The organism is Salinarimonas sp. (assembly GCF_040111675.1).
Classification (GTDB): Bacteria; Pseudomonadota; Alphaproteobacteria; order Rhizobiales; family Beijerinckiaceae; genus Salinarimonas.
In genome coordinates this window covers 2664175-2687695 of record NZ_CP157794.1, presented here as the reverse complement: position 1 = coordinate 2687695, position 23521 = coordinate 2664175, and the positions used below count along the sequence as shown (strand labels likewise).

Here is a 23521-nt window from a genome sequence, read left to right as displayed (position 1 = left end):
TCCGTCAGGAACAACCCTGTTTTGTTACACGACCCGCGCCGCGACGGCAACACCGCCGCGGTCAGTAGAGCCCGCCGGTCCCGGCTCCGATCGACTGCAGCGCCTCTTGGGGCACGAGCTCGCCGTCCTCGTTCGCGCCGTAGCCGATGATGGCGTAGTTGTCGGGCGGCGCGGTGCCGGGCTTGAAGGCCTCGAGGATGACGCTGCCCTCGCCCGCGCCGGCGCGCAGGCCCGACGTGGCGTTGACCGGGATCAGCTTGATGCCGGGCGGCACGCGGAAGGGCGTGGCCGGCTCGTCGGCGAGCGCCATCTTCATGAAGTCGCCGAAGATCGGGGCCGCGTAGCCGCCGCCGGTGACGCCGCGGCCGAGCGGCTTGGGCTGGTCGAAGCCGATATAGACGCCCACCGTCAGGTCCGGCGCGAAGCCGACGAACCAGACGTCCTTGGCCTCGTTGGTGGTGCCGGTCTTGCCGGCGAGCGGCTTGCCGACCTCGCGCAGGCTCGTCGCCGTGCCGCGCTCCACCACGCCCTCCATCATGGAGGTGATCTGGTAGGCGGTCAGCGGGTCGAGCACCTGCTCGCGGTCGTCGACAAGCTGCGGCTCGTCCTGGCCGCGCCAGTCCTCGGCGTTGCAGCCGAGGCAGTCGCGCGTGTCGTGGCGGAAGATGGTCTCCCCGGTGCGGTCCTGGATGCGGTCGATGAGCGTCGGGCGGATGCGCTTTCCGCCGTTCACGAACATCGAATAGCCCGTGACCATGCGCAGAACCGTGGTCTCGCCGGCGCCGAGCGACATCGACAGCACGGGCAGCATGTCGTCGACGACGCCGAAGCGGCGGGCGTACTCGACGACGAGCGGCATGCCGACGTCCTGGGCGAGCCGCACGGTCATCAGGTTCTTCGAGCGCTCGATGCCGTAGCGCAGCGTGCGCGGGCCCGTCGGGCGGCCGTCGTAGTTCGTCGGCGACCAGGCCTCGCCGCCGGCCTGGATCGTGATCGGCTCGTCGAGCACGATGGAGGAGGGCGTGTAGCCGTTGTCGAGCGCGGTCGCGTAGACGAAGGGCTTGAAGGACGAGCCCGGCTGGCGCAGGGCCTGGGTGGCGCGGTTGAACTCGCTCTGATCGTAGGAGAAGCCGCCGACCATGGCCTTCACGCGGCCGGTATGCGGGTCCATGGCGACGATGGCGCCAGAGACCTCCGGCACCTGCCGCAGGCGGTAGGAGCCGTCGTCGCGCGCCTCCACGTAGACGACGTCGCCGATATCGAGCGCCTCGTCGACCGAATCGCCCGTCCAGCGCAGGCCCTCGGGGCGGATCGTGCCGGTGCGGCGCGTCGCGTCCACCTCGCCGGAAATGGCGACGTCGGGGCGCAGGCCGACGCGCGCGCCCTCGGCCCCGATCTCGAGCACCACGGCGAGCTCCCAGGGCTGCACGTCGGCGAGCGGACGCACGCCGGCCAGCGCCACGCCCCAGTCCTGCGCCGCGGCGAGGTCGAGCGTCTCCACCGGGCCGCGCCAGCCGCCGCGCTCCTCGTCGTAGCGCACGAGGCCGTCGATCAGCGCCTTGCGCGCCATCGCCTGCATCTCGGGGTCGAGCGTCGTGCGGATCGACAGCCCGCCTTCGTAGAGCGTCTCGTCGCCGTAGCGCGATGCGATCTGACGGCGCGCCTCCTCGACGAAGTAGCCGGCGCCGAGCAGGTTCGGCGAGATCCGCCGCGGCGTGATCTCGAGCGGCTCGGCCTTGGCGGCCTCGGCCTCTTCGGCGGTGATGAAGCCGTTGTCGAGCATGCGGTCGAGCACCCAGTTCCGGCGGCCGATCGCGGCCTCGCGCTGGCGGAACGGGTGATAGTTGTTGGGCGCCTTCGGCAGGGCGGCGAGATAGGCCGATTCGGCGAGCGTCAGCTCGTGGACGGACTTGTCGAAATACTCGAGCGCGGCCGCCGCGACGCCGTGGAGATTGCGCCCCGGCACGATGGTGCCGAGGAAGATCTCGTTGAGGTAGAGCTCGAGGATCTGGTCCTTGGTGAAGGCCGATTCCATGCGCAGCGCGATCAGCGCCTCGCGGATCTTGCGCTCGTAGGTCTGCTCGCTGGTCAGCAGGAAGTTCTTCGCCACCTGCTGGGTGATGGTCGATGCGCCCTGGGTCGTCCCGGTCGACAGGTTGGTGACCACGGCGCGGGCGATGCCCTCCGGATCGACGCCCAGATGGCTGTAGAAGTTCTTGTCCTCGGCCGAGAGGAAGGCGGCGATCAGCTGCTTGGGGATCGTCTCGATCGGCAGGTAGAGCCGCCGCTCACGGGCGTATTCGGCGACGAGGGTGCCGTCGGCGGCGTGGACGCGGCTCATCACCGCCGGCTCGTACTCGGCCAGCGCGGCGTGATCCGGCAGATCGCGCGAGAAATGCATGTAGCCCAGCGCCATCACCGCCGACCCGATCAGGAAGGCGACGAATCCCGCGCTGAACAGGAAGCCGAAGAATCGCAAGACGATGCGCATATGGTCCGATCCGTCCTCGCCACGCTCGATCCCGAGGCGACGCCAGCCAATCCCCGAACACTAGCGCAATCGGCCTCCCACGGGAATCGCCCGCGGGCCGGTGCGCGTCGAGACTGCCGCCCGTAGACCAGCGATCTATGGTGAAACTGCGGCGCGATACTCGGCGCGGTCGGCGAGGCGCGGCGCGAAGAACCGCTCCATGGCGTCCGCCATCGCCGCCGTGGCCCGCTCGCGCCAGCCGTCCGAGGTGAGGAGCGCGATGTCGCGGCGGCTCGACAGGTAGCCGAGCTCGACGAGCACGGAGGGCACGTCGTAGGCGCGCAGCACGACGAAGGCCGCCTGCCGGTGGGGGTTCTTGTTGAGCCGCGCCACGCTCTCCATGCCGCCGACCAGCGTCGTGGCGAAGACGTGCGAATAGCCCCGCGTCTCGCGCTCGGTGAGGTCGCGCAGGATGTCGGCGATCTCGCCTCGCGCCTCCTCCGTGACGAGGCCCGCGAGCGCATCGGCCTGGTTCTCGCGCGCGGCGAGCGTGGCGGAGGCGCGGTCGGAGGCCTCGTCCGCGTTGGTGTAGACGGTCAGCCCGCTCACCTGCGGCGCCGAGGAGAGCGAATCGGCGTGGATGGAGACGAACAGATCCGCCCCCGCGCGCCGGGCGAAGGCGACGCGCTCGGTCAGCGCGACGAACACGTCCTCCTCGCGGGTCATCAGCACGCGGAAGCGCCCGCTCTCCTCCAGCCGCCGGCGCAGATGCCGGGCGAACTCGAGCACCACGTCCGCCTCGTGGACGCCGCCGCGGGCGACCGCGCCGGGGTCGATGCCGCCATGGCCGGGGTCGATGACGATCGTCGGCCGGTCGTCGCCGTCGGCGGGCGCGGGCTCGATCGCCGGTCGCAGCGAGGCGGCGCGGAAGCCGGCGGCGTCGGCCGAGACGGCCTGCGCGAAGGCGACGGCCTCGACAGGGGCGAGGGTGAGCGCGAGGAGATGCGCGCCGTCGTCGCGCGGCTCGGTGGCCAGCGCCACGACGCGCGCCGGCCCGGCGAGCTCGATCACGACCCGTGAGCGGTCGGCGGCGAAGAGCCCGTAGCGCATGGACGCGACGAGCCCGCCCGCCGCACGCGCGTCCGCGGGGATCTGGAAGTTGACGGCGGGCAGGTCGAGGACGATGCGGTCGGGACGGTCGATGGAGAAGGCCCGGGCCTCGACCGGAGCGCTGAGCGTGAAGACGAGCCGCGTCTCGACGGCGCTCGCCTCCACCCGCGCGGCGATGGCGATGACGTCGGCGGCGCGCGCACCGGCGCTCGCGACGAGCGCGGCGCAGACGAGCGCCAGCGCGGCGAGACATCGTATCGTCGGACCGGCGAGGACCGGCGCAGGACGCATCGCGACCCCCTTGTGACAGACGCGGCGCCCGCGCGGCGGCGGTGCCCGTCCCGTTCTCCTAACCGATAGGAGCCGGGTGGTTAACGGATCCTTGGCCCGCGCGGTTGCGCCGGGCGTCCGCGTGTTTTTTCTGCAACAGCGGCCTCCGGTCTTGCCAAAGCGGCCTCGCGCTTAGTAATGGAAGTGACCCCGTCCGGCTTTGCCGAATCCGGCGGCGTCGCGCGGAGCGGGCCTTTCGCCCTCCGACGACGCGCCGAGGCCCTCTGAGATCAGAGCGGTACGAAAGAGAGATCCGGGCAGGTCGCAAGGCGCGGCGTCCGCCGCGCCGATGAGCGCGATGACCGGCTGGTCCGGCCCATCGAATTCGAAAGGATCACCGGGTGATGGACGCAGACGCGAGACAGGCTCGTCTTCTCGTCGACGTGACGTCCCCCGCGCGCAGCGCCGCGACCGCGCCGCCCACGGCGGCCGCAAGAGCCGGCTCGGCGCGCGCGACGCCCGGATCCGCGGTCAACCCCACGTGCGCCCGCCCCGGGCGCCCACCGGCGCTTGGCCCGACGCCACTCTTCACCGACCCGATCCGTTCGCCGGCGCGCGTCTGCGCGCGGGGAGCGATGCGATCCGGGGGAGACGACGCTGCGGCCTGCGCCATGTCGAGAGTTTTCCATGGCGAACAAGATGCTGATCGACGCCTCGCACCCGGAAGAGACCCGGGTCGTGGTCGTCCGCGGATCGAAGGTCGAGGAGTTCGACTACGAATCCGCCAATCGCAGGCAGCTGCGCGGTAACATCTATCTGGCGAAGGTCACCCGGGTCGAGCCGTCGCTGCAGGCGGCCTTCGTCGATTACGGCGGCAACCGCCACGGCTTCCTCGCCTTCAGCGAGATCCATCCGGACTACTACCAGATCCCCGTCGCCGACCGTCAGGCGCTGATCGAGGACGAGGCGCAGGCCGAGCGCGAGCGCGAGAACGAGGAGGAGAAGCGCTCCAAGCGTCGCTCCCGCTCGAAGAAGGCCAAGGCCAGCGAAAGCGCGAGCGACGAGAGCGTCTCCGAGAACGCCTCGGACGAGAACGACGAGAACGGCGACGACGAGGACAACGTCGAGCAGCTCGGCGGCGACGCACTCGAGGAGATGCCCGAGCGCCCGCGCGCGCCGCGCAAGCAGTACAAGATCCAGGAGGTGATCAAGCGCCGCCAGATCCTGCTCGTCCAGGTCGTCAAGGAGGAGCGCGGCACCAAGGGCGCGGCGCTCACCACCTATCTGTCGCTCGCCGGCCGCTATTCGGTGCTGATGCCCAACACCGCCCGTGGCGGCGGCATCTCGCGAAAGATCACCTCGGCCGACGATCGCAAGCGCCTCAAGACCATCGCCCAGGATCTCGAGGTGCCGGAAGGCATGGGCGTGATCCTGCGCACGGCCGGCGCCTCGCGCACCAAGGCCGAGATCAAGCGCGACTTCGAGTACCTGATGCGCGCCTGGGAGAGCGTGCGCGAGCAGACGCTGTCCTCCACGGCCCCGGCGCTGACCTACGAGGAGGGCTCGCTCATCAAGCGCGCCATCCGCGACCTCTACAACAAGGATATCGACGAGGTCATCGTCTCGGGCGACGACGGCTATCGCGAGGCCAAGGACTTCATGCGCATGCTCATGCCGAGCCATGCGAAGGCGGTGAAGGCCTACAAGGACCCCACCCCGCTCTTCGCGGCCTTCGGCGTCGAGGCGCAGCTCGACGCGATGTTCTCGAACCAGGTGTCGCTGAAGTCCGGCGGCTACCTGGTGATCAACCCGACCGAGGCGCTCGTCTCCATCGACGTGAACTCGGGCCGCTCGACGCGCGAGCACAACATCGAGGACACGGCGCTCAAGACGAACCTTGAGGCCGCCGACGAGGTGGCCCGCCAGCTCAGGCTGCGCGACCTCGCCGGCCTGATCGTCATCGACTTCATCGACATGGACGAGAAGCGCAACAACCGCGCGGTCGAGAAGCGCCTCAAGGACGCGCTCAAGACCGACCGGGCGCGCATCCAGATCGGCCGGATCTCCTCCTTCGGCCTGCTGGAGATGTCGCGTCAGCGCATGCGCACCGGCGTCCTCGAATCGTCCTCCGTGATCTGCCCGACCTGCGCCGGCTCCGGCTTCGTGCGCGCGACGCCCTCCGTGGCGCTCTCGCTCGTGCGCGGCATCGAGGAGACTCTGCTCAAGGGCGCGACTCACAATCTCAACGTCCGCACCCATTTCGCGGTCGCCTTCTACGTCCTGAACCAGAAGCGCGTGCATCTGCGCGAGCTGGAGGAGCGCTTCGGCGTGACGATCACGATCGTCGTCGACGAGACGCTGGATTCGGCGCACGCCTACGCCATCGACAAGGGCGAGCCCGCCGTCGGCTCGCCCGCCCGCGCGACCGGGGTCAAGGCCGAGGAGGTCAAGACCATCGAGATCGCCGAGCCGGAGGTCGAGGAGGCGGAGGACGCCGAGGAGACCGAGGGGCGCGGCGAGCGCCAGGAATCGCGTGACGAGGCCCGCGAGGGCGCAGGCGACGGCAAGCGCCGCCGCCGTCGTCGTCGCCGTCGCGGTCGCGGCAACGGCGAGGCCCGCGAGGGCTACGAGGCCGGCGAGCGCCGCGAGGAGGACGAAGGCGAGGAGGTCGAGGCCGCCGACGGCGAGGCGGAGGGCGAGGGCGCCGAGGCGCCCCGCGAGGCCGCCCAGGCCGAGGCGCGTCCGGAAGGCCGCCGCCGTCGCGGCCGCCGTGGCGGTCGTCGCGACCGTCGCGACGTGATGCCGGGCGAGGAGGGCGCCGAGGAAGCCGCCGAGGAGGCCGCGGAGGAAGCGGCCGGGGACGGCGCGCTCGTCGCGGCCGAGACGCCCGAGCACGTCGCGGCTCCGGCTCAGCCCGCCGCGGCCGCGTCCGACGAGGCCGTGAGCGAGGCCGCCGCGCCGGTCGAGGCCGCTCTCGAGGCGGCGCCGGCCGAGGAGGCCGCCGCAGGCAAGGCAGCCAAGGAAGCCAAGCCGAAGAAGCCGCGCGCCCCGCGCAAGCGCAAGCCGCGCAAGGGCGAGGAGGAGGAGGCCGCCGCCGAGGCGGCCGTGGCGGCGACGCCGGCCGAGGCGATCGCCGAGACCCCGGCCGAAGCCGCTGCCGAGACCGAATCCGGTCCCGTCGCCGAGACGCCGGCCACCGTGGAGGAGCCTGCGCACGAGGAGGCCGCCTCCGCGGAGACCGCGACCGAGGAAGCCACGACCGAGGAGGCTCCGCAGGAGCCCGTCACCGTCGTGCTCACCCCGCCCGACCCGAACCGGCCCAAGCGCGCCGGCTGGTGGTCGAAGGCGAAGTCGGTTCTCTCCGGCGGAGGCGAGTGAGCCCGAGCGGCTCGCCGTGTCGACCATGAGAAAGGGCCCCGTCGGCGTCGCCGGCGGGGCCCTTTCCCCTTCCGCGGGTCAGTGCCGCTCGTGCAGGCACTCGTCGTGATCGGCCAGCACCTCGATGATCCGGCACTCCGCCATCGTGCCGTTGGCGCAGGCGAGCATCGTGCGCAGCTCGTCGCGCAGGGCCTCGAGCCGGGCGATGCGGTCCTCCACGGCGGAGAGGTGCGCGCGGGTGATGGCGTGCGCCTCCCCGCAGCCGCGCTGCGGGTCCGCCGCCATGGCCAGGAGCTCGCGAATCGCCTCGATCTCGAAGCCGAGATCGCGGGCGTGGCGCACGAAGGCGAGGCGGCGCAGGTGGTCCGCCCCGTAGCGCCGCTGTCCGCCCTCCGTGCGAGCCGGCGCGGGCAGGAGCCCGATGCTCTCGTAATAGCGGATGGTCGGGACCTTCACGCCGGTGCGGCGCGAGAGGTCGCCGATGGCGAGATCGTCCCGGGTCGTTTCTCCGGCCGGCATGCGCGTTTTCCCTCTTGAACCTCTAGCTGCTAGAGGTCGTAGCGTGCCCGAGACATCGGATCAACGACGACGACGGCAGGCGACGACGAAGACCATGGGCGAGACCCTGAGATATCGCGTGGACGGGATGGATTGCGCCTCCTGCGCCCGCAAGATCGAGACGGCGGTGACGCGGATCGAGGGCGTCGGCGAGGTCGCGGTGAACGCCACCGCGCAGACGCTGCGGCTGAGCGCGCCCGACGCCGCGCGAGCGGACGTCGAGGCCGCCGTGCGCGGGCTCGGCTACGGCATCGCGCCCCTCGCCGCCGGCGCGCCCTCCGCGGAGGAGCCCGCCTGGTGGCGCGCGCCGAAGGCGCAGCTCGCCTTGGCCTGCGCGCTCGGCCTCGCGGCGGCCTTCGCCCTCGGCCACGTCCTGCCCGCCTACGAGGCCGCCGCCTACACGGCCGCGATGCTGATCGGCCTCGTCCCGATCGCCCGGCGCGCGCTCTCCGCCGCGCGGGCGGGCGCCCCCTTCACGATCGAGACCCTGATGTCGATCGCCGCCATCGGCGCGGTGATCATCGGCGAGACCGAGGAGGCGGCGATCGTCGTGCTCCTCTTCCTCGTCGGCGAGCTCTTGGAGGGCGTCGCCGCCGGCCGCGCCCGCGCCGGCATCCGCGCCCTCACCGCCCTCGTGCCGAAGACCGCGCTCCTCGAGCGCGAGGGCGGGCTCGCCGTCGTGGAAGCCGCCTCCCTCGTCCCGGGCGACGTCATCGTGGTGCGCCCCGGCGATCGCATCCCGGCGGACGGCGCGGTCCTCTCCGGCGAGAGCGCCGTCGACGAGGCGCCCGTCACCGGCGAGAGCGTGCCACGGCCGAAGGCGCCGGGCGACGGCGTCTTCGCGGGCACGATCAACACGGACGCGTCCCTGCGCGTGCGCGTGACGGCGGAGGCGCAGGACAACACGATCGCCCGCGTCGTGCGCCTGGTCGAGGAGGCGCAGGAGGCGAAGGCCCCCACCGAGCGCTTCATCGACCGCTTCGCGCGGATCTACACGCCGGCGGTGCTGGCGCTCGGCTTGCTGGTCGCGACCCTGCCGCCCCTCGTCGCCGGCGAGCCGTGGATCGAGTGGGTCTACAAGGGCCTCGCCATCCTCCTCATCGGCTGCCCCTGCGCCCTCGTGATCTCGACGCCGGCCGCCATCGCCGCCGGCCTCGCCGCCGGCGCCCGGCGCGGGCTCCTGATCAAGGGCGGCGCGGTGCTCGAGATCCTCGGGCGCGTCGACGCGGTCGCCCTCGACAAGACCGGGACGCTCACCGAGAGCCGCCCCGTCGTCACCGACGTGGTCGGGTTCGGCTGCGGCGAGGCCGAGGTGCTGGAGGACGCCGCCGCGCTCGACGCGACGTCCTCCCACCCGATCGCCAAGGCCGTAATCGCCCGCGCCGAGGCCGAGGGCGTGCCGGTCACGCCCGCCATCGGCGTCATGGCGCTCGGCGGCAAGGGCGTGAAGGGCCGCGCACGGCGCCGCGCGCTCTTTCTCGGCGCGCCCCCCGCCGCCGCCGCGATCGCGCCGTTCGGCGCGGAGGTCGAGGCGCGGATCGCGGCGCTTCAAGGCGAGGGCAAGACGGTCTCCGTCCTGATGGTCGCCGAGCGCCCCGCGGGCCTGATCGCCGTGCGCGACGAGCCGCGGGAGGACGCGGCCGAGGGTTTGCGCGCGCTGGAGCGGCTCGGGATCGCCCCCGTCATGCTCACCGGCGACAACGCGACCACCGCGGCGGCCATCGCCGAGCGCCTCGGCATCGCGGCGCATGCCGAGCTCCTGCCGCAGGACAAGATGCGCCTCGTCGACAAGCTCAAGGCGGAAGGCCGCATCGTCGCCAAGGTGGGAGACGGCATCAACGACGCGCCGGCGCTCGCCGCCGCGCATGTCGGCATCGCCATGGGCGGCGGGACCGACGTCGCGCTCGAGACGGGAGACGCGGCGGCGCTGAACGGCCGCGTGTCGGACGTCGCGCGCATGGTGCGCCTCTCCCGCGACACGATGGCGAACATCCGCCAGAACATCGCGGTCGCGCTGGGGCTGAAGGCCGTCTTCCTGGTGACGACCGTGCTCGGGATCACCGGCCTGTGGCCGGCGATCCTGGCCGATACCGGCGCGACGGTGCTGGTGACCCTCAATGCGATGCGGCTCCTCGGGGCGGGGCGCAGCGCGTGAGGGCGCCCGACCGTCTCAGCGCGCCGTCCGGTCGTAGATCGCGCACAGCCGGTCGATGGTGCGCCGGACCTCCGGCAGGTGCCGGTCGTGCTGGTGCGTGACGAGCCATTGCTCGTGGGCGAGCTCCGGGATCGTCTCGCCGACCCTCTCCAGGCCCGCCTGCCGGTCGCCGACGAAGGTCGGCAGCAGGGCGACGCCCGCGGCCGCCAGCGCGAGGTCGAGGCTGTTGCGCGGCGTGCTGACCTCGCAGAACGCGTCGGCGCCGATCTCGCGGTCGAGCCAGCGGGCGGACGGCGTGTCGGCGACGACCTTGATCCAGCGCGCCGGCGCGCCCGGAGCGGCGTAGGGCGCGAAATTCACCGCCCCGAGCCGGCGCCCGGCGAGGCCGGTCTCGGTCGGGCGTCGGTTGCGCAGGCCGATGAGGGCTTCGCGGTGCGGGATGTCGAGCACGCTCTCCGCCGCGATGAAGCGCAGCCGGATGTCGGGCGGCGCGCCGACGATCTCGTCGAGCCGCTCCAGCAGGAAGAGCGTCGTCCAGGTGCCGGCAGACAGCTTGACGAGCGGGCGCGCGCCCCCGGCGGGCGCGGCCGTCAGCCGGAGGATGCGCGCCTCGATCTCGGCGAGCTCGTCCATCAGCGCGCGGCCCTCGGGCGTCGGCTCGTAGCCGCGATCGCGCCGCACGAACAGCTCGCGTCCGAGCGCCCGTTCCAGTGCGCTCATGCGCCGCCCGAGCGTCGCGGGGCTGCTCCCGGTCGCCCGCGCCGCCGGCGACAGGCCGCCGGCGCGGGCGACGGCGAGGAAGAGCCGGAGGTTCTCCCAGCCGATGCTCGTTTCATGCATGAAAAGACCTGTTCGAACCGTTTCGTTTCGAGCACGAAGGAAGCCCGCTAGCCTCGTCCCGGTCAAGAGCCGCGACGAGGAGAGCCGGGATGACGGAAGAGCGAGATCATGCGACGCCCATGCCGACGCGCAGCCTTGCAGGGGGAGGGCCGATCGTCTCGACGCTGGGCCTCGGCACGATGACCTTCGGCGTCGAGACGCCCGAGGAGGAGGCCCACCGACAGCTCGACCTGTTCGTCGCCCGCGGCGGGACCTTCGTCGACACGGCCGACGTCTACGGCGGCGGCGCGTCCGAGGAGATCATCGGCCGCTGGGGCCGGCGGCGAGGCGGCCTCGGCGATCTCGTCGTGGCGACCAAGGGCCGGTTCCGGCCGCCGCCGGGCAGCCACGGCGCCTCGCGCCGCGGTCTCGTGCGCGCCGTCGAGGCGAGCCTGCGTCGCCTGCAGGTCGAGGCGATCGACCTCTATTTCGTCCACGGCTGGGACCGGCACACCGACGTCGCCGAGACCCTCGCGACGCTCCAGGACCTCGTGCGTGCGGGCAGGATCCACCATGTCGGCTGGTCGAACCTCGCCGCCTGGCAGCTGGAGCGGATCGTCTCGACCGCGCGCGCCGGGGGGCTCCCCGCGCCCGTCGCGCTGCAGCCGCAATACAATCTGCTGGAGCGCGGCATCGAGCTCGAGGTGCTGCCCTGCTGCCTGGAGGCCGGGATCGCGCTCACGCCGTGGTCGCCGCTGGGCGGCGGCTGGCTCACCGGCAAGTACCGCGCCGACGTTCGCCCGAGCGGAGCGACACGCCTGGGCGAGAACCCGGCGCGCGGGGTCGAGGCCTACGATTTGCGCAACACGGAGCGCACGCACGTCGTCCTCGACGTCCTTCGGGCGATCGCCGAGCGCCACGACCGGCCGATGGCGCAGGTCGCGCTCGCCTGGCTCTTGGCGCGGCCCGGCGTCGCCTCCGTCCTCGTCGGAGCGCGCGATGCGCAGCAGCTCGACGCCAACCTCGGAGCGGCGGACCTCGTCCTCGCGGACGAGGAGGTCGCGGCTCTCGCGGAGGTCTCGGCGCCCGGCCTGCCGGCCTATCCGTACGCGTTCCTGGAGACCTGGTCGCAGCTCGACGTCTGGCGGCGCCTCGGGACGTGAGCGCCCGCGCTCACCCGCCCTCGCGGAAGGCGGGGTAGAGCGCCATGCCGCCGTCGACCACGATGGTCTCGCCGGTGACGTAGTCGCTGGCGTCGGAGGCGAGCCAGAGCGCGGCCTTCGCGATGTCGTCGGGCTCGCCGACGCGGCCGTAGGGGATGAGGCCGAGGAGGTCCTTCTCGGCCTTCGGGTCCTCCCAGCTCTCCTTGTTGATCGCGGTCTTGATCGCGCCCGGCGCGATGCCGTTCACCCGGATCTTCTCGTGGGCGTATTCCTGCGCGAGCGACTGCATCATCAGCATGATCCCGCCCTTCGAGGCCGCGTAGTTCACCCGGCCCGCCCAGGGAATGAACTGGTGCACGGAGGAGATCGAGACGATCTTGCCGAGCGCCGGGCAGGTCTCCGGGACCATCCCGCGGCGCCTGAACTCGCGGATCGCCTCGCGACAGCAGAGGAACTGGCCCGTCAGGTTCACGTCGAGCACCTTGCGCCACTGATCGAGGCTCATCTCGTGGGCCGGCGCGTCCTGCTGCACGCCGGCATTCGCGATCAGGACATGGATCGTGCCGAAGGCCGCGCGCGTCTCCTCGAACAGGCGCACGACGTCCTCCTCCTTCGAGACGTCGGCCTGGATCGCCGTCGCCGTGCAGCCGCGCTCCGAGAGCTCTGACACGACGGCGTCCGCCCCCTCCTTGCTCTTGCGATAGTTGACGACGACGTTCGCGCCCGCGCGCCCGAGGAGGAGCGCGATCCCCGCGCCGATCCCGGACGAGGCGCCGGTGACGAGGGCGGTCTGGCCGCCGAGGTCGAGGAAGTTCTCCGAGACGGGCATGACCGTTCCCTCCGCTTCAGGCTCGCGCTTCGGAAGGGAAACGATCGGCGGGCGCGGGCGTTCGGCGCGCCCGCGCGCTCACTGGAAGGACGGAACGACGCGGATGATTCGCGCACCGTCCGGGCGCGTCTCGACCGCGGGCTGCTCGGCCCGGCGCGAGGTGGCGGCCGGGGCCTGCGGTGTGCGTAGCGCCGCTTCGCGCTCGGCGAGCCGCGCCTCGGCGGAGGCGATGGCGGCCTCGATGTCGGCGAGCCGGTCGTTCGCATCGTCGAGGGCGCCGGCGCGATCGTCCATGCGGCCGCGGACGACGGCGATCTCCTCGCGCAGGGCCGCGAGCCGCTCCTCCTCCGCCACGGCCTCGTCGCGCAAGGCGGCGAGGCGCGCTTCGGCGGCCTGCGCCTGCGCCGGATCGTCCGCCTGCGCCGCCGCGGCCTGCGCCTCGGCCTCCCGCGCCGTCGCGCGCGCCTGGGCGGCGCGCGCCTCGAGAGCGGCGACCTCGCCCTCCAGCGCACCGATGCGCTGCTCGAGCGCGCCGACGTCCTCGCGCGCCGCATCGCGGGCGCCGCGTGCCTGAGCGAGCGCGGTCTCGGCCATCTCGGTCTCGTCCTGGAGGGTCGCGATCTCGGCGACGAGCGCATCGCGGCGCGCGGCGAGATCGGCGAGCATGGCGCGGGTCGTGCGCGCCTCCTCGTCGAGGGCGGCGACTTCCGCCGCGAGCTGGTCGCGGGCGGCGGTCCCCGTCGCGATCTCGGCCGCCAGGGCGTCGCGGGCCTCGCGCGCCCCCACGAGCTCGCGTTCGGCCTCGGCCACCTGACGCTCGAGCCGCACGATGTCGTCGCGCAGGGCGAGGACGCGATTCTCGAGCGCGCGGGCCGCCTGCTCGCGGACGATTCGCTGCTGCTCGGCCGCCTGGGCTTCGGCGTCGATCTCGACAAGTCGCCGGGCGGCGAGCTCTCGATCCTGGTCGAGCCGGGCGATCTCCGCGACGAGGCCGTCGCGCTCGGCGCGGGCGACGGCGACCTCGCCGGCCTCGGCCAGGCGAATCACGCCGCCGGTCTCGGCCGGCTCCAGGGAGACATGGGCCTCGGGCGCCCGCGCGGGCGGAGCGGCGAGGTCGTCGACCGGCGCCAGAGCCTGGCGCAGCATGGCGTTCTCGGCCTGGAGCCGCGCGATCTGCGCGGAGGCGGCCGCACGATTCCCGGCGTCGAGCCACAGGGCGTAGAAGGCCGCGACCCATCCGACGGCGGCGAGCGCGGCGAGAATCAGAACCGGCGCGCGTCCGGCCCCGCCCCGCGCCGCTGTCGTGCTCGTCGTGTCGCTGCGTCGGCTCATCCGCTCGCCCCGCGCCTTCGTCCCCGCCATGATGCGCGCCACCCCCCTGTTCGGCAACGCGAATGAGGCGCATTTATGGGGGCGGCGACGGCGACGGCGTTCGACGAGGAGGTGTCACCATGGCCCGGGTCGCGAGGAAGCGCATGAGCCAGACCTGGCGCGAGGCGCTCGCCGAGCAGGCCGGCGCCGGCGCAGCCGACGTCCTCGCCGATTTCGACGAGGCGGTGGCCGGCGGCGCGCCCGAGCACGAGGCCGCCTACGCCGCGCTCGCCGCCCACGGCCTCCTCGCCGTCGTCGACCTCCCCGGCGATCCGAGCGGCAGCCTCGCCGAGGCCGACGAGGCGCAGATCGCGCCGGACGACGGACGTCCGGCTTCGTGAGCGCGCGTCAGTGCGCGCGCCGGCCGGCCAGGTGGGCACGCACGTAGTCCGCGTTTCCGCAGAAGGCCGGTGGCGCGTCGAGCGCGGCCTCCGCGGCCTGCAGCGCCGCGCAGGCGGCCTGTTCCGGACAGGCGGCGCACAACGCCTCCGCATCGGTCTGCGCCGCGCGCTCCGCCTCGTCCCACGCCGCGCCGCGGCTGACGCCGAGGCGGCGCATCATCTCCATCAGATAGAGCGTCTGCGTCTCGACCCGCGCGTCGAGCGCGCTCTTCCCTCTCGCGACCGTCTCGTCCTGCGCCATTCCGAACCTCCGTGCCGCCCCGAGCCTCTGGTTATGCCGCTCCAGGAGCGGCCGCCTTGATCCAGGGCAAGGTGGCCGCTCGGGCGCGATGTGCGGGCGGATCCGGCAACGCATTGACATCGACGGGCGACGCCCGGACCATGTCCACACTTGCGGGAGCGCTGTTTCCGATGCCCGGCTTCGCCGTCCGTCCCCTGCTCGCGGCCGCCGCCGTCGCCGTCGCCTGCGCGCCCCCGGCGACGGCGCAGACCGTTCTCGACCTCGTCTTCGACGGCGACGAGCGCGCGTTCACGCCGGTGATGGAGGGCGCGCGCACCGGCTTCACCCGCTTCGCCTCCGTCGACGCCGTCAGCATCGAGGGCGCGGACGGTCGGGCTCGGCTGGTGCTGGAGCTCTCGCTGCCGCCGGGCGCGCGGGCCGGCGATGCGGTGCACGACGCGCGCATCCTGTACCGGCCGGACGGGTTTCGCGACTACTGGGCGTCCCCGCCGGTCTTCCCCGAAGGCGCCATCGTGATCGACGACCTCGATCTCTCCGGGCGGGCGCCGCGCATCGCGGGGCGCTTCGCGGCGCCGTTGTGCTTCACCGCCTCGCCGATGACGACGCCGGACCCCTCGCGCTGCCGGCCCGCGTCGGGACGCTTCAGCACCGACCTCGTACGCGACTGAGCATCACCAGACTCGTCCCTGCGACCATCCACCCCCGATCGCGACTCGACGCCGTTCCCCTTTTGCTCCATGGTCGCGCGCATGACTCGCAGCGAGGATTTCCGGCCCGAGCCGCCCGGCGGCGCGGGCTCGCTCTCGGCCCGGGCGCGCGCCGCCGCCGCGCCGCAGACGCCTTATCTCGAAGGGCTCAACCCCGAGCAGCGCCAGGCGGTGACGACGACCGAGGGTCCCGTCCTCGTGCTCGCCGGCGCGGGCACGGGCAAGACCCGCGTGCTCACGACGCGCATCGCCCACCTGATCGCCACCGGCAAGGCGCGGCCGTCGGGCATCCTCGCCGTGACCTTCACCAACAAGGCCGCGCGCGAGATGAAGGAGCGCGTCGGCGCGCTCGTGGGCGGGGTGGGGGAGGGCATGCCCTGGCTCGGCACCTTCCACTCGATCTCCGCCAAGATCCTGCGCCGCCACGCCGAGCTCGTGGATCTCACGAGCGACTTCACCATTCTCGGCATGGACGACCAGCTGCGGCTCCTCAAGCAGGTGATCCAGGCCGACGGCGACATCGACGAGAAGCGCTGGCCCGCCCGCCAGCTCGCCGGCGTCATCGACGACTGGAAGAATCGCGGGCTGGAGCCGCACCGCGTGCCCAAGGGCGAGGCCGCCGCCTTCGCCTTCGGCAAGGGCATCAAGCTCTACGAGGCCTACCAGGAGCGGCTGAAGACGCTCAACGCCGCCGATTTCGGCGACCTGCTGCTGGAGGCCCTGCGCCTCTTCCGCGATCACCCGGACGTGCTCGAGAGCTACCAGGACCGCTTCCGCTACATGCTGGTGGACGAGTACCAGGACACCAACGTCGCGCAGTATCTCTGGCTGCGGCTGCTCGCCCAGAAGCGCGCCAACCTCGCCTGCGTCGGCGACGACGACCAGTCGATCTACGGCTGGCGCGGGGCCGAGGTCGACAACATCCTGCGCTTCGAGCACGACTTTCCGGGCGCGACCGTGGTGCGGCTCGAGCGCAATTACCGCTCGACGGGCCACATCCTGGCCGCGGCCTCCCACCTCATCGCCTACAACGAGGGCCGGCTCGGCAAGACGCTGCGCACCGACGACGAGCCCGGCGAGCGCGTGATCCTCACCGGCGCCTGGGATTCGGAGGAGGAGGCCCGGCTCATCGGCGAGGAGATCGAGAGCCTCCACGGCAAGGGTCACGCCCTCTCGCAGATGGCGGTGCTGGTACGGATCTCCGCCCAGATGCGCGAGATCGAGGACCGGTTCGTGCAGCTCGGCCTGCCCTACCGCGTCATCGGCGGCCCGCGCTTCTACGAGCGCGCGGAGATCCGCGACGCGCTCGCCTATCTGCGCCTCGTCGCCCAGCCGGCGGACGACCTCGCCTTCGAGCGGATCATCAACACGCCCAAGCGCGGGCTCGGCGACGCGACGGTGCAGATCCTGCACAACCACGCCCGCGCCGCCCGCATCCCGCTGCTCCAGGCCGCGCGCTTCCTGGTGGAGACCGACGAGCTCAAGCCCAAGCCCCGGGGCGCCATCCGCGAGTTCGTCCGCCAGATCGACGACTGGGCCCGCGCCATCGACGCGACGCCGCACGCCGACCTCGCCCGCCGGGTGCTCGACGAGAGCGGCTATACCGAGATGTGGCAGCGCGACAAATCGGCGGACGCGCAAGGGCGGCTCGAGAACCTCAAGGAGCTGGTGCGCTCCATGGAGGACTTCCCCGATCTCGCCGCCTTCCTCGAGCACGTCTCGCTCGTCATGGACGCCAACGAGGGCGATACCGACGACAAGGTCTCGCTGATGACCTTGCACGCGGCGAAGGGGCTCGAGTTCGACACGGTGTTCCTGCCGGGCTGGGAGGAGGGGCTGTTCCCCTCCTCGCGCGCCCTCGACGAGAGCGGCCAGGCCGGGCTCGAGGAGGAGCGCCGGCTCGCCCATGTCGGCCTCACCCGGGCGCGGCGGCGCGCCATGATCTGGTTCGCGGCCAACCGGCGCATCCACGGCATGTGGAACGCCACCGCGCCCTCGCGCTTCATCGACGAACTGCCGGAGGCCTCCGTCGACGTCCGCGAGGCGCCGGCGCAGTTCTCGGGCGGCGGCTACGGCGCCTCGCGCTTCGACCAGATCGCGCCCTTCGGCTCGACCTATTCCACCCCCGGCTGGCAGCGGGCGCAGGCGAACACCCGCGCGCAGGCCGAGTTCGGCTCGGGCTCGGCGGGGCGCGGCCGCGGCGGCTTCTCCGAGCCCCGCCGCCAGGGCCCGCTCGTCATCGAGGGCGAGCTCGTCGCGAAGTCGACGGGCGCGGCCTCGGCCTACGCGGTGGGCGCCCGCGTCTTCCACATCAAGTTCGGCCCGGGCTCGGTGGCGGCGGTCGACGGCAACAAGCTCACCGTCGATTTCGACAAGGCCGGGCGCAAGATGGTGCTCGACAGTTTCGTCGAGCCGGCCTGACGCGCCGCGGCCCGGGTTTACACGCCCACCCCGATCCTTATATCTCGGGCAGCGCGGCCGTCCGGCCGTGTTGCCGTTTCCACCCGCCCCGTCCACGCCACCACGTACGAGTTTCGAGAGCCCATGCGCGCCGAGATCGAACAGCTGGTCGAGACCGCCAAGCAGTCCATAGGGCTGCTGAGGAGGCATCTTTGACTGGGATACCGCACAACGCCGCCTCGCGGAGCTGAACGCGCTCTCCGAGAACCCCGACCTCTGGAACGACCCCGACGCCGCGCAGAAGGTGATGCGCGAGCGCTTGTCGCTCGAGGACCAGATCTCCTCCATCAAGCGCCTCGAGCAGGAGCTCGACGACGCGATCACGCTCATCGAGCTCGGCGACGCCGAGGACGACGAGGCGACGATCCAGGAGGGCGAGGCCGCGATCCGCGGCATCGAGGCGGAGGCGCAGCGCCGTCAGGTCGAGAGCCTCCTTTCCGGCGAGGCGGACGCGAACGACACCTATCTCGAGGTCCATTCCGGGGCCGGCGGCACCGAGAGCCAGGACTGGGCGCAGATGCTCCAGCGCATGTACGTGCGCTGGGCCGACAAGCACGGCTTCAAGGTCGACGTGATGGAGCTCTCCGAGGGCGAGGAGGCCGGCATCAAGGGCGCGACCGTGATGATCAAGGGCCACAACGCCTACGGCTGGCTCAAGACGGAATCGGGCGTGCACCGGCTGGTGCGAATCTCGCCCTACGATTCGGCCGCGCGCCGGCACACCTCCTTCGCCTCGGTCTGGGTCTACCCGGTCGTCGACGACAAGATCGACATCCAGGTGAACGAGAGCGAGTGCCGCATCGACACGTATCGCGCCTCCGGCGCCGGCGGCCAGCACGTCAACACCACCGACTCGGCCGTGCGCATCACGCACCTGCCGACCGGGATCGTGGTGGCCTGCCAGCAGGAGCGCTCGCAGCACAAGAACCGGGCCAAGGCCTGGGACATGCTGCGCGCGCGCCTCTACGAGGCCGAGCTGAAGAAACGCGAGGAAAAGGCCAACGCCGAGACGGCCTCGAAGTCCGACATCGGCTGGGGCCACCAGATCCGCTCCTACGTGCTCCAGCCCTATCAGCTGGTGAAGGACCTGCGCACCGGCGTGCAGTCGACCAGCCCCGGCGAGGTGCTCGACGGCGACCTCGACCCGTTCATGGAGGCCGCGCTGGCGCAGCGGGTCTACGGCACCACCGCGGACGTCGAGGACGTGGACTGAGGCGGACGACGCCGGCTCCCCTCTCCTCGCGGAGAGGGGACGCAGACCGCCTCACCCCGCCGCGCGCAGGATCTCCACCAGTTCCCCCGTCGTGAACGTCACCGGGCTCGCCTTCATCGAGGACGAGGCGCGGGCGTCCTCGGCCAGCGGCTCGTGATGCTCGGGCCGCACGCCGAGCGCGGAGAGGCGCGGCAGGCCGGCGGCGTGCGCGGCGTGGGCGAGAGCATCGAAGGCCTCCGCAGGGGCGACGTCGAGGGCGGCGGCGAGCCAGCCCGAGACCTCGTCGAGCCGGCGCGCCAGCTCCGAGCCCGCCTCGGCCTTGCCCGACAGCGCCTCCAGCACGGGCGCGAGCAGCGCGCCGCAGATCGCGCCGTGCGCGGCCTCCGTGCGACCGCCGATCGGTCCGGCGAAGCCGTGGACCGCGCCGAGTCCGGCATGGGCGAGGGCCAGCCCTCCGGAGAGGCTGACGAGGGCCATCGCGTCGCGCGCGTCCGCGTCCTCGCGCTCCGTCAGCGCGAGCAGCGCCGGCAGGGCGCGCGGGATCGCCGCGCGGCAGAGCGCGTCCGTGAAGGGGTTGGCGCGGTGCGAGAGATAGGGCTCCACCACCTGGGTCAGCGCGTCGAGCCCGGATGCCAGCGTCACCGCTCGCGGCAGCCCGTCCGTCAGCGCCGGATCGACGATCGCGACCCGCGGCACCATGCGCGCATCGCGCAGGCTCACCTTGCGGCGATGCTCGGGCACGCCGACGACCGCGTTCTTCGTCACCTCCGCGCCGGTGCCCGACGTCGTGGGAAGCGCGAGGCAGGGCAGGGGATCGCGGGCGAGCGGCAGGCCGCGGCCGACCACCTCGAGATGGTCGAGCGGCGCGGTCTCCTGCGGAATCAGCGCCGCGAGCGCCTTGCCGAAGTCGATCGCCGCCCCGCCGCCCAGCGCCACGACGGCCTCCGGCGCCGCTTCCCGCGCCGTCGCGAGCGCGCGCTCGAGGAGCGGCAGCGTCGGCTCCCCCGGGCAGGCGAGGGCGGTCACGCCTAAGCCCGCCTCGGTGAGGGCCTCGATCAGCCAGCCGGCGCGGCCGGGGTCGCGCCCGTGCACCAGCACGACCCGCCGCGCCATCCCCGCGACGAGCGCCGGCGCCTCGGCGGCCCGGCCGCGGCCGAACAGGATCTGGCCGGAGGGGCCGAAGGTGAAGGGGGGGAGGGGCATTCTCACGTCCTCTGGAGGATGTCAGCGTGAGGCTTCCGGAATGTCGGACACGATCTCGAGAAATCGGTCGTGTGTTCGGGCAGCGACATCCTCCCAGCCTGGCAGAACATCGAGCTCCTCGAGAGACATGCGGATGAAGTCCGGCACCAGCCGCCCTGCGGCAGTCTCGATTTCTGTCTTCCGCTCGCTTACGAAGCGAAGATTTGAGCGGAGCAATTCCGGCTGCAACCTGTCGACGACACAGATGTCGAACGCGTCGCGGACAAGGATTGATCGGCCGCGGTAGAACAGCTTCTTGAGCGCAATCTCGACAGGATGCTCGACGCGGATCTTCGTCGACGGCGTTGTCGCGTCGGCGTCGTACCCGATCTCCACCGTCTCGGCGGCCAGACGGGTGATGTCGCCGGCCGCGATGAAGTCGATCTCGCCTTCAGGAAAGCGCAACTTCAGGAAGTTGTGGCCCTCCTGGTAAGCTGAACAGTTCCAGACGGACTCGCCTCCCAGCCGAGGCGACAGGTAGGTGAGGAAGTCGGGCGAATCGATGAAGGCGTCGATATCGCGGCTCAGCCTGTGCTTTGCAACGAGCATCAGAGCGGTTCCGCCACCCATCGTCCATCGTGGCACCGGAGTTCCGTTACGCTCGAGCTCCTCCAGGCCTGTGGCGAGGCGCTCAAGAAGGGTTCGCCAGCCGGCCAAGACGCACCTCCAGCTGCTCGTGCAGGATGCCGGTTCTCGTCTTGGTGGCGAAGTAGGTCCTCGCCAGGCTCCGACGATCGACGCCGTGCCCGTCCGCGAACGAGACGATCAAGTCCGGCGACACCTCTGTGAAGAACGCCGCGATGTGCACGAGCCATGGATCGGGATCTTCGGACGCGAGGCATTGCACGAGGTCGGTCGACGCCATCTGACGCTTGAGCGGCGCATTGACGGTGCCGAGCACGAGAAGATCGGTACGTTCAAGCGGCGAGCTCAAGGTCATTGCTCCGGAAGCGACGCACCTGGAACGTAACGCTCCAAGCCATGTCGAGCAAGACGACGACTCGGAAGCGCACCGGAAGGCGGAACAGCGCGGTCCCGCCTCCCGGCCGGAGCCTATGGGCTCAGTCGTTCTGCCAGCTCTTGATCAGCTCGTCGTAGCTGATCGTGATCGGCTGCGGGTCCTCGTCGTCGAGCTTCGGCTTGGGGGCGCCTTCCTGGCCGAGCCAGTAGGACGGATCCTGCTCCTCGTTCAGCTTCGGGCCGATGTCGCCGAGGACGCCGGCGCGCTCGAGGCGGGAGAGCACCTGCTCCTGCTGGGCGCAGAGGTTGTCCATCGCCTCCTGGGCGCTCGCCGCGCCCGAGGACGCGTCGCCGATCGCCTGCCACCAGAGCTGCGCGAGACGCGGGTAGTCCGGCACGTTGGTGCCCGTCGGGGTCCACTGCACGCGCGCCGGCGAGCGGTAGAACTCGATCAGGCCGCCGAGCATCGGGGCGCGCTCGGTGAAGCTGTCGTGCTGGATGGTCGACTCACGCACGAAGGTGAGGCCGACATGGGACTTCTTCACGTCCACCGTCTTCGAGGCGATGAACTGCGCGTAGAGCCAGGCGGCCTTGGCGCGGTCCTCGGGGGTCGACTTCATCAGCGTCACGGAGCCGGCGTCCTGGTAGCCGAGCTTCATGCCGTCTTCCCAATAGGCGCCGCGCGGCGAGGGGGCCATGCGCCACTTCGGCGTGCCGTCCTGGTTCACGACGGGCAGGCCTTCCGCGACCATGTCCGCGGTGAAGGCGGTGTACCAGAAGATCTGCTGCGCGATCTCGCCCTGGGCCGGGACGGGGCCCGCCTCGGAGAAGGTCATGCCGGCGGCGGCCGGCGGGGCGAAGTTCTGCAGCCAGTCGACGTAGCGCTCGACCGAGTAGACCGCGGCCGGGCCGTTGGTGGCGCCGCCGCGGGCGACGCAGGAGCCGACCGGACGGGAGTTGTCGTCGACGCGGATGCCCCACTCGTCGACGGGCAGGCCGTTGGGGATGCCCTTGTCGCCGGCGCCGGCCATGGAGAGCCAGGCGTCGGTGAAGCGCCAGCCGAGCGAGGGGTCCTTGCGACCGTAATCCATGTGGCCGAAGACCTGGCGCCCGTCGATCTCGCGGCCGGTGAAGAACTCGGCGATGTCCTCGTAGGCCGACCAGTTCACCGGCACGCCCAGCGGATAGCCGTACTCCTCCTCGAAGGCGGCCATGATCTCCGGATCGGTGAACCAGTCGTAACGGAACCAGTAGAGGTTCGCGAACTGCTGGATCGGCAGCTGGTAGACCTTGCCGTCCGGGCCGGTGGTGAAGCTGATGCCGACGAAGTCCTCGATGTCGAGGTCCGGGTTGGTGACGTCCGCGGCCTCGTTCGCCATCCAGTCGGTGAGGTTGCGGACCTGCTGATAGCGCCAATGCGTCCCGATCAGGTCGGAATCGTTGACGTACATGTCGTAGATGTTCTCGCCGGTCTGCATCTGCGTCTGCAGACGCTCGATCACGTCGCCCTCGCCGATCAGGTCGTGGGTGACGTTGATCCCGGTGATGGCCGAGAAGGCCGGCGCGAGCACCTGGGACTCGTACTCGTGCGTGGTGATGGTCTCCGACACGACGCGGATGTCCATGCCGCGGAAGGGCTCGGCCGCGTCGATGAACCACTGCATCTCCGCTTCCTGCTCCTCGCGGGAGAGGCTCGACAGATCGCCGATCTCCTCGTCGAGGAACTCGCGGGCCTCCTCCATGTCGGCGGCAGCGGGCATCGCCAGCGCCATCAGGGCCGCCGCGGCGACCGTTGTCGTCAGGTACCTGCGCATTCTCGGTCCTCCCGAAAAAGGTTGTCGTTGAGGCCGTCCGCGCATTGGCGTCGCGCGAACGGATTTCGAGCGCCCGATCAGACGAAGCGGAAGACCGCTGCGGCGTAGATCAGGCAGGCGATCAGCGCGCCCCACAGGGGCGGGCCGAACAGGCCGAGCCAGGCCAACGAGATGAAGGCCGACCCGAGAAGGCTGATGAAGAGACGGTCGCCGCGCGTCGTCTCGATGCGCAGGATGCCGACGCGCGGCGTCTCCGGGCGGAGCGCGGCGATGATCGTCATGGTCACCAGCAGCGCCGCGATGACCATGAAGAAGATCGCGGTGGGCCAGGTCCAGGCCATCCAGTCCATGGGAGATCCT

The 23521-nt window shown here is 71.8% G+C and carries 19 protein-coding genes; 7 read left to right on the top strand and 12 right to left on the bottom strand.

Features of this window, described 5'->3' with window-relative positions; translation table 11 throughout:
• Window positions 1-61: 61 nt before the first annotated feature.
• Window positions 62-2491: a penicillin-binding protein 1A gene (locus tag ABL310_RS12440; RefSeq protein WP_349367332.1), complete on the bottom strand. Its 2430-nt coding sequence runs from the start codon at window positions 2489-2491 to the stop codon at window positions 62-64.
• Between the two features lie 135 nt (window positions 2492-2626).
• Window positions 2627-3871, bottom strand: a complete 1245-nt coding sequence (locus ABL310_RS12435) for an N-acetylmuramoyl-L-alanine amidase (protein WP_349367331.1) — start codon at window positions 3869-3871, stop codon at window positions 2627-2629.
• A gap of 666 nt (window positions 3872-4537) precedes the next feature.
• Here ABL310_RS12435 and ABL310_RS12430 point away from each other — a divergent pair.
• Entirely contained in the window at window positions 4538-7228 is a 2691-nt protein-coding gene (locus ABL310_RS12430) for a ribonuclease E/G (protein WP_349367330.1), read from the top strand.
• Between the two features lie 78 nt (window positions 7229-7306).
• On the opposite strand, the gene ABL310_RS12425 is transcribed toward ABL310_RS12430, so the two are convergent.
• Window positions 7307-7747, bottom strand: a complete 441-nt coding sequence (locus tag ABL310_RS12425; protein WP_349367329.1) for a helix-turn-helix domain-containing protein — start codon at window positions 7745-7747, stop codon at window positions 7307-7309.
• 94 nt (window positions 7748-7841) lie between these two features.
• On the opposite strand from ABL310_RS12425, the gene ABL310_RS12420 reads away from it, so the two are divergent.
• A complete protein-coding gene (locus ABL310_RS12420) occupies window positions 7842-9941 on the top strand; it encodes a heavy metal translocating P-type ATPase (protein WP_349367328.1) in 2100 nt (699 codons plus the stop codon).
• A gap of 15 nt (window positions 9942-9956) precedes the next feature.
• On the opposite strand, the gene ABL310_RS12415 is transcribed toward ABL310_RS12420, so the two are convergent.
• Window positions 9957-10781 carry a LysR family transcriptional regulator gene (locus tag ABL310_RS12415; protein WP_349367327.1) on the bottom strand — a complete coding sequence of 275 codons (825 nt, stop codon included), beginning with the start codon at window positions 10779-10781 and terminating at the stop codon, window positions 9957-9959.
• A 119-nt stretch (window positions 10782-10900) separates the two neighbouring features.
• On the opposite strand from ABL310_RS12415, the gene ABL310_RS12410 reads away from it, so the two are divergent.
• Complete coding sequence (locus ABL310_RS12410) at window positions 10901-11923, top strand: aldo/keto reductase (protein ID WP_374730408.1); 1023 nt, start codon at window positions 10901-10903, stop codon at window positions 11921-11923.
• Window positions 11924-11933: 10 nt separating this feature from the next.
• Here the strand turns inward: ABL310_RS12410 and ABL310_RS12405 are convergent, their stop codons facing one another.
• Window positions 11934-12752: an SDR family oxidoreductase gene (locus tag ABL310_RS12405; protein ID WP_349371981.1), complete on the bottom strand. Its 819-nt coding sequence runs from the start codon at window positions 12750-12752 to the stop codon at window positions 11934-11936.
• Window positions 12753-12830: 78 nt separating this feature from the next.
• Window positions 12831-14114: a hypothetical protein gene (locus ABL310_RS12400; protein ID WP_349371980.1), complete on the bottom strand. Its 1284-nt coding sequence runs from the start codon at window positions 14112-14114 to the stop codon at window positions 12831-12833.
• An 89-nt stretch (window positions 14115-14203) separates the two neighbouring features.
• On the opposite strand from ABL310_RS12400, the gene ABL310_RS12395 reads away from it, so the two are divergent.
• Entirely contained in the window at window positions 14204-14464 is a 261-nt protein-coding gene (locus ABL310_RS12395; protein WP_349371979.1) for a hypothetical protein, read from the top strand.
• A 7-nt stretch (window positions 14465-14471) separates the two neighbouring features.
• Here the strand turns inward: ABL310_RS12395 and ABL310_RS12390 are convergent, their stop codons facing one another.
• Entirely contained in the window at window positions 14472-14765 is a 294-nt protein-coding gene (locus ABL310_RS12390) for a DUF6455 family protein (protein ID WP_349371978.1), read from the bottom strand.
• 170 nt (window positions 14766-14935) lie between these two features.
• Here ABL310_RS12390 and ABL310_RS12385 point away from each other — a divergent pair, with 170 nt between their 5' ends.
• From ABL310_RS12385 to prfB, 3 genes are all read left to right on the top strand, one after another.
• Window positions 14936-15433, top strand: coding sequence for a hypothetical protein (locus ABL310_RS12385; RefSeq protein WP_349371977.1), 498 nt, complete (start codon window positions 14936-14938; stop codon window positions 15431-15433).
• A gap of 81 nt (window positions 15434-15514) precedes the next feature.
• Window positions 15515-17893 (top strand): UvrD-helicase domain-containing protein, encoded by a 2379-nt coding sequence (locus tag ABL310_RS12380; RefSeq protein WP_349371976.1) that lies wholly within the window; start codon window positions 15515-15517, stop codon window positions 17891-17893.
• A gap of 123 nt (window positions 17894-18016) precedes the next feature.
• Window positions 18017-19145 (top strand): peptide chain release factor 2 gene (gene prfB, locus ABL310_RS12375; RefSeq protein ID WP_349371975.1). Its coding sequence is split into 2 segments (ribosomal slippage): window positions 18017-18085 and window positions 18087-19145, totalling 1128 coding nucleotides; the frame shifts between segments, so codons are not numbered across the junction.
• Window positions 19146-19196: 51 nt separating this feature from the next.
• Here prfB and ABL310_RS12370 read toward each other — a convergent pair.
• The 5 genes from ABL310_RS12370 to ABL310_RS12350 form a co-directional block, all read right to left on the bottom strand.
• On the bottom strand, window positions 19197-20348 hold the full coding sequence (locus tag ABL310_RS12370; protein ID WP_349371974.1) for an iron-containing alcohol dehydrogenase: 1152 nt from the start codon (window positions 20346-20348) through the stop codon (window positions 19197-19199).
• Window positions 20349-20369: 21 nt separating this feature from the next.
• Window positions 20370-21044 carry a nucleotidyl transferase AbiEii/AbiGii toxin family protein gene (locus tag ABL310_RS12365; RefSeq protein ID WP_349371973.1) on the bottom strand — a complete coding sequence of 225 codons (675 nt, stop codon included), beginning with the start codon at window positions 21042-21044 and terminating at the stop codon, window positions 20370-20372.
• Window positions 21019-21321 carry a hypothetical protein gene (locus ABL310_RS12360; protein ID WP_349371972.1) on the bottom strand — a complete coding sequence of 101 codons (303 nt, stop codon included), beginning with the start codon at window positions 21319-21321 and terminating at the stop codon, window positions 21019-21021. Before ABL310_RS12360 ends, ABL310_RS12365 begins: the two co-directional genes overlap by 26 nt.
• Before the next feature lie 127 nt (window positions 21322-21448).
• Entirely contained in the window at window positions 21449-23161 is a 1713-nt protein-coding gene (locus ABL310_RS12355) for an ABC transporter substrate-binding protein (protein ID WP_349371971.1), read from the bottom strand.
• 77 nt (window positions 23162-23238) lie between these two features.
• Window positions 23239-23511: a DUF2160 domain-containing protein gene (locus tag ABL310_RS12350; RefSeq protein ID WP_349371970.1), complete on the bottom strand. Its 273-nt coding sequence runs from the start codon at window positions 23509-23511 to the stop codon at window positions 23239-23241.
• Window positions 23512-23521 lie beyond the last annotated feature (10 nt).

Excerpts from the sequence above, each read along its gene's own strand:
- ABL310_RS12420 (WP_349367328.1), top strand. The coding sequence starts at position 7,842 with ATGGGCGAGACCCTGAGATATCGCGTGGACGGGATGGATTGCGCCTCC.
- ABL310_RS12415 (WP_349367327.1), bottom strand. The coding sequence starts at position 10,781 with ATGCATGAAACGAGCATCGGCTGGGAGAACCTCCGGCTCTTCCTCGCC.
- ABL310_RS12390 (WP_349371978.1), bottom strand. The coding sequence starts at position 14,765 with ATGGCGCAGGACGAGACGGTCGCGAGAGGGAAGAGCGCGCTCGACGCG.
- ABL310_RS12440 (WP_349367332.1), bottom strand. The coding sequence starts at position 2,491 with ATGCGCATCGTCTTGCGATTCTTCGGCTTCCTGTTCAGCGCGGGATTC.
- ABL310_RS12350 (WP_349371970.1), bottom strand. The coding sequence starts at position 23,511 with ATGGACTGGATGGCCTGGACCTGGCCCACCGCGATCTTCTTCATGGTC.
- ABL310_RS12430 (WP_349367330.1), top strand. The coding sequence starts at position 4,538 with ATGGCGAACAAGATGCTGATCGACGCCTCGCACCCGGAAGAGACCCGG.
- ABL310_RS12370 (WP_349371974.1), bottom strand. The coding sequence starts at position 20,348 with ATGCCCCTCCCCCCCTTCACCTTCGGCCCCTCCGGCCAGATCCTGTTC.
- ABL310_RS12435 (WP_349367331.1), bottom strand. The coding sequence starts at position 3,871 with ATGCGTCCTGCGCCGGTCCTCGCCGGTCCGACGATACGATGTCTCGCC.
- ABL310_RS12400 (WP_349371980.1), bottom strand. The coding sequence starts at position 14,114 with ATGGCGGGGACGAAGGCGCGGGGCGAGCGGATGAGCCGACGCAGCGAC.
- ABL310_RS12385 (WP_349371977.1), top strand. The coding sequence starts at position 14,936 with ATGCCCGGCTTCGCCGTCCGTCCCCTGCTCGCGGCCGCCGCCGTCGCC.
- ABL310_RS12380 (WP_349371976.1), top strand. The coding sequence starts at position 15,515 with ATGACTCGCAGCGAGGATTTCCGGCCCGAGCCGCCCGGCGGCGCGGGC.
- ABL310_RS12395 (WP_349371979.1), top strand. The coding sequence starts at position 14,204 with ATGGCCCGGGTCGCGAGGAAGCGCATGAGCCAGACCTGGCGCGAGGCG.
- ABL310_RS12410 (WP_374730408.1), top strand. The coding sequence starts at position 10,901 with ATGCCGACGCGCAGCCTTGCAGGGGGAGGGCCGATCGTCTCGACGCTG.
- ABL310_RS12425 (WP_349367329.1), bottom strand. The coding sequence starts at position 7,747 with ATGCCGGCCGGAGAAACGACCCGGGACGATCTCGCCATCGGCGACCTC.
- ABL310_RS12405 (WP_349371981.1), bottom strand. The coding sequence starts at position 12,752 with ATGCCCGTCTCGGAGAACTTCCTCGACCTCGGCGGCCAGACCGCCCTC.
- ABL310_RS12355 (WP_349371971.1), bottom strand. The coding sequence starts at position 23,161 with ATGCGCAGGTACCTGACGACAACGGTCGCCGCGGCGGCCCTGATGGCG.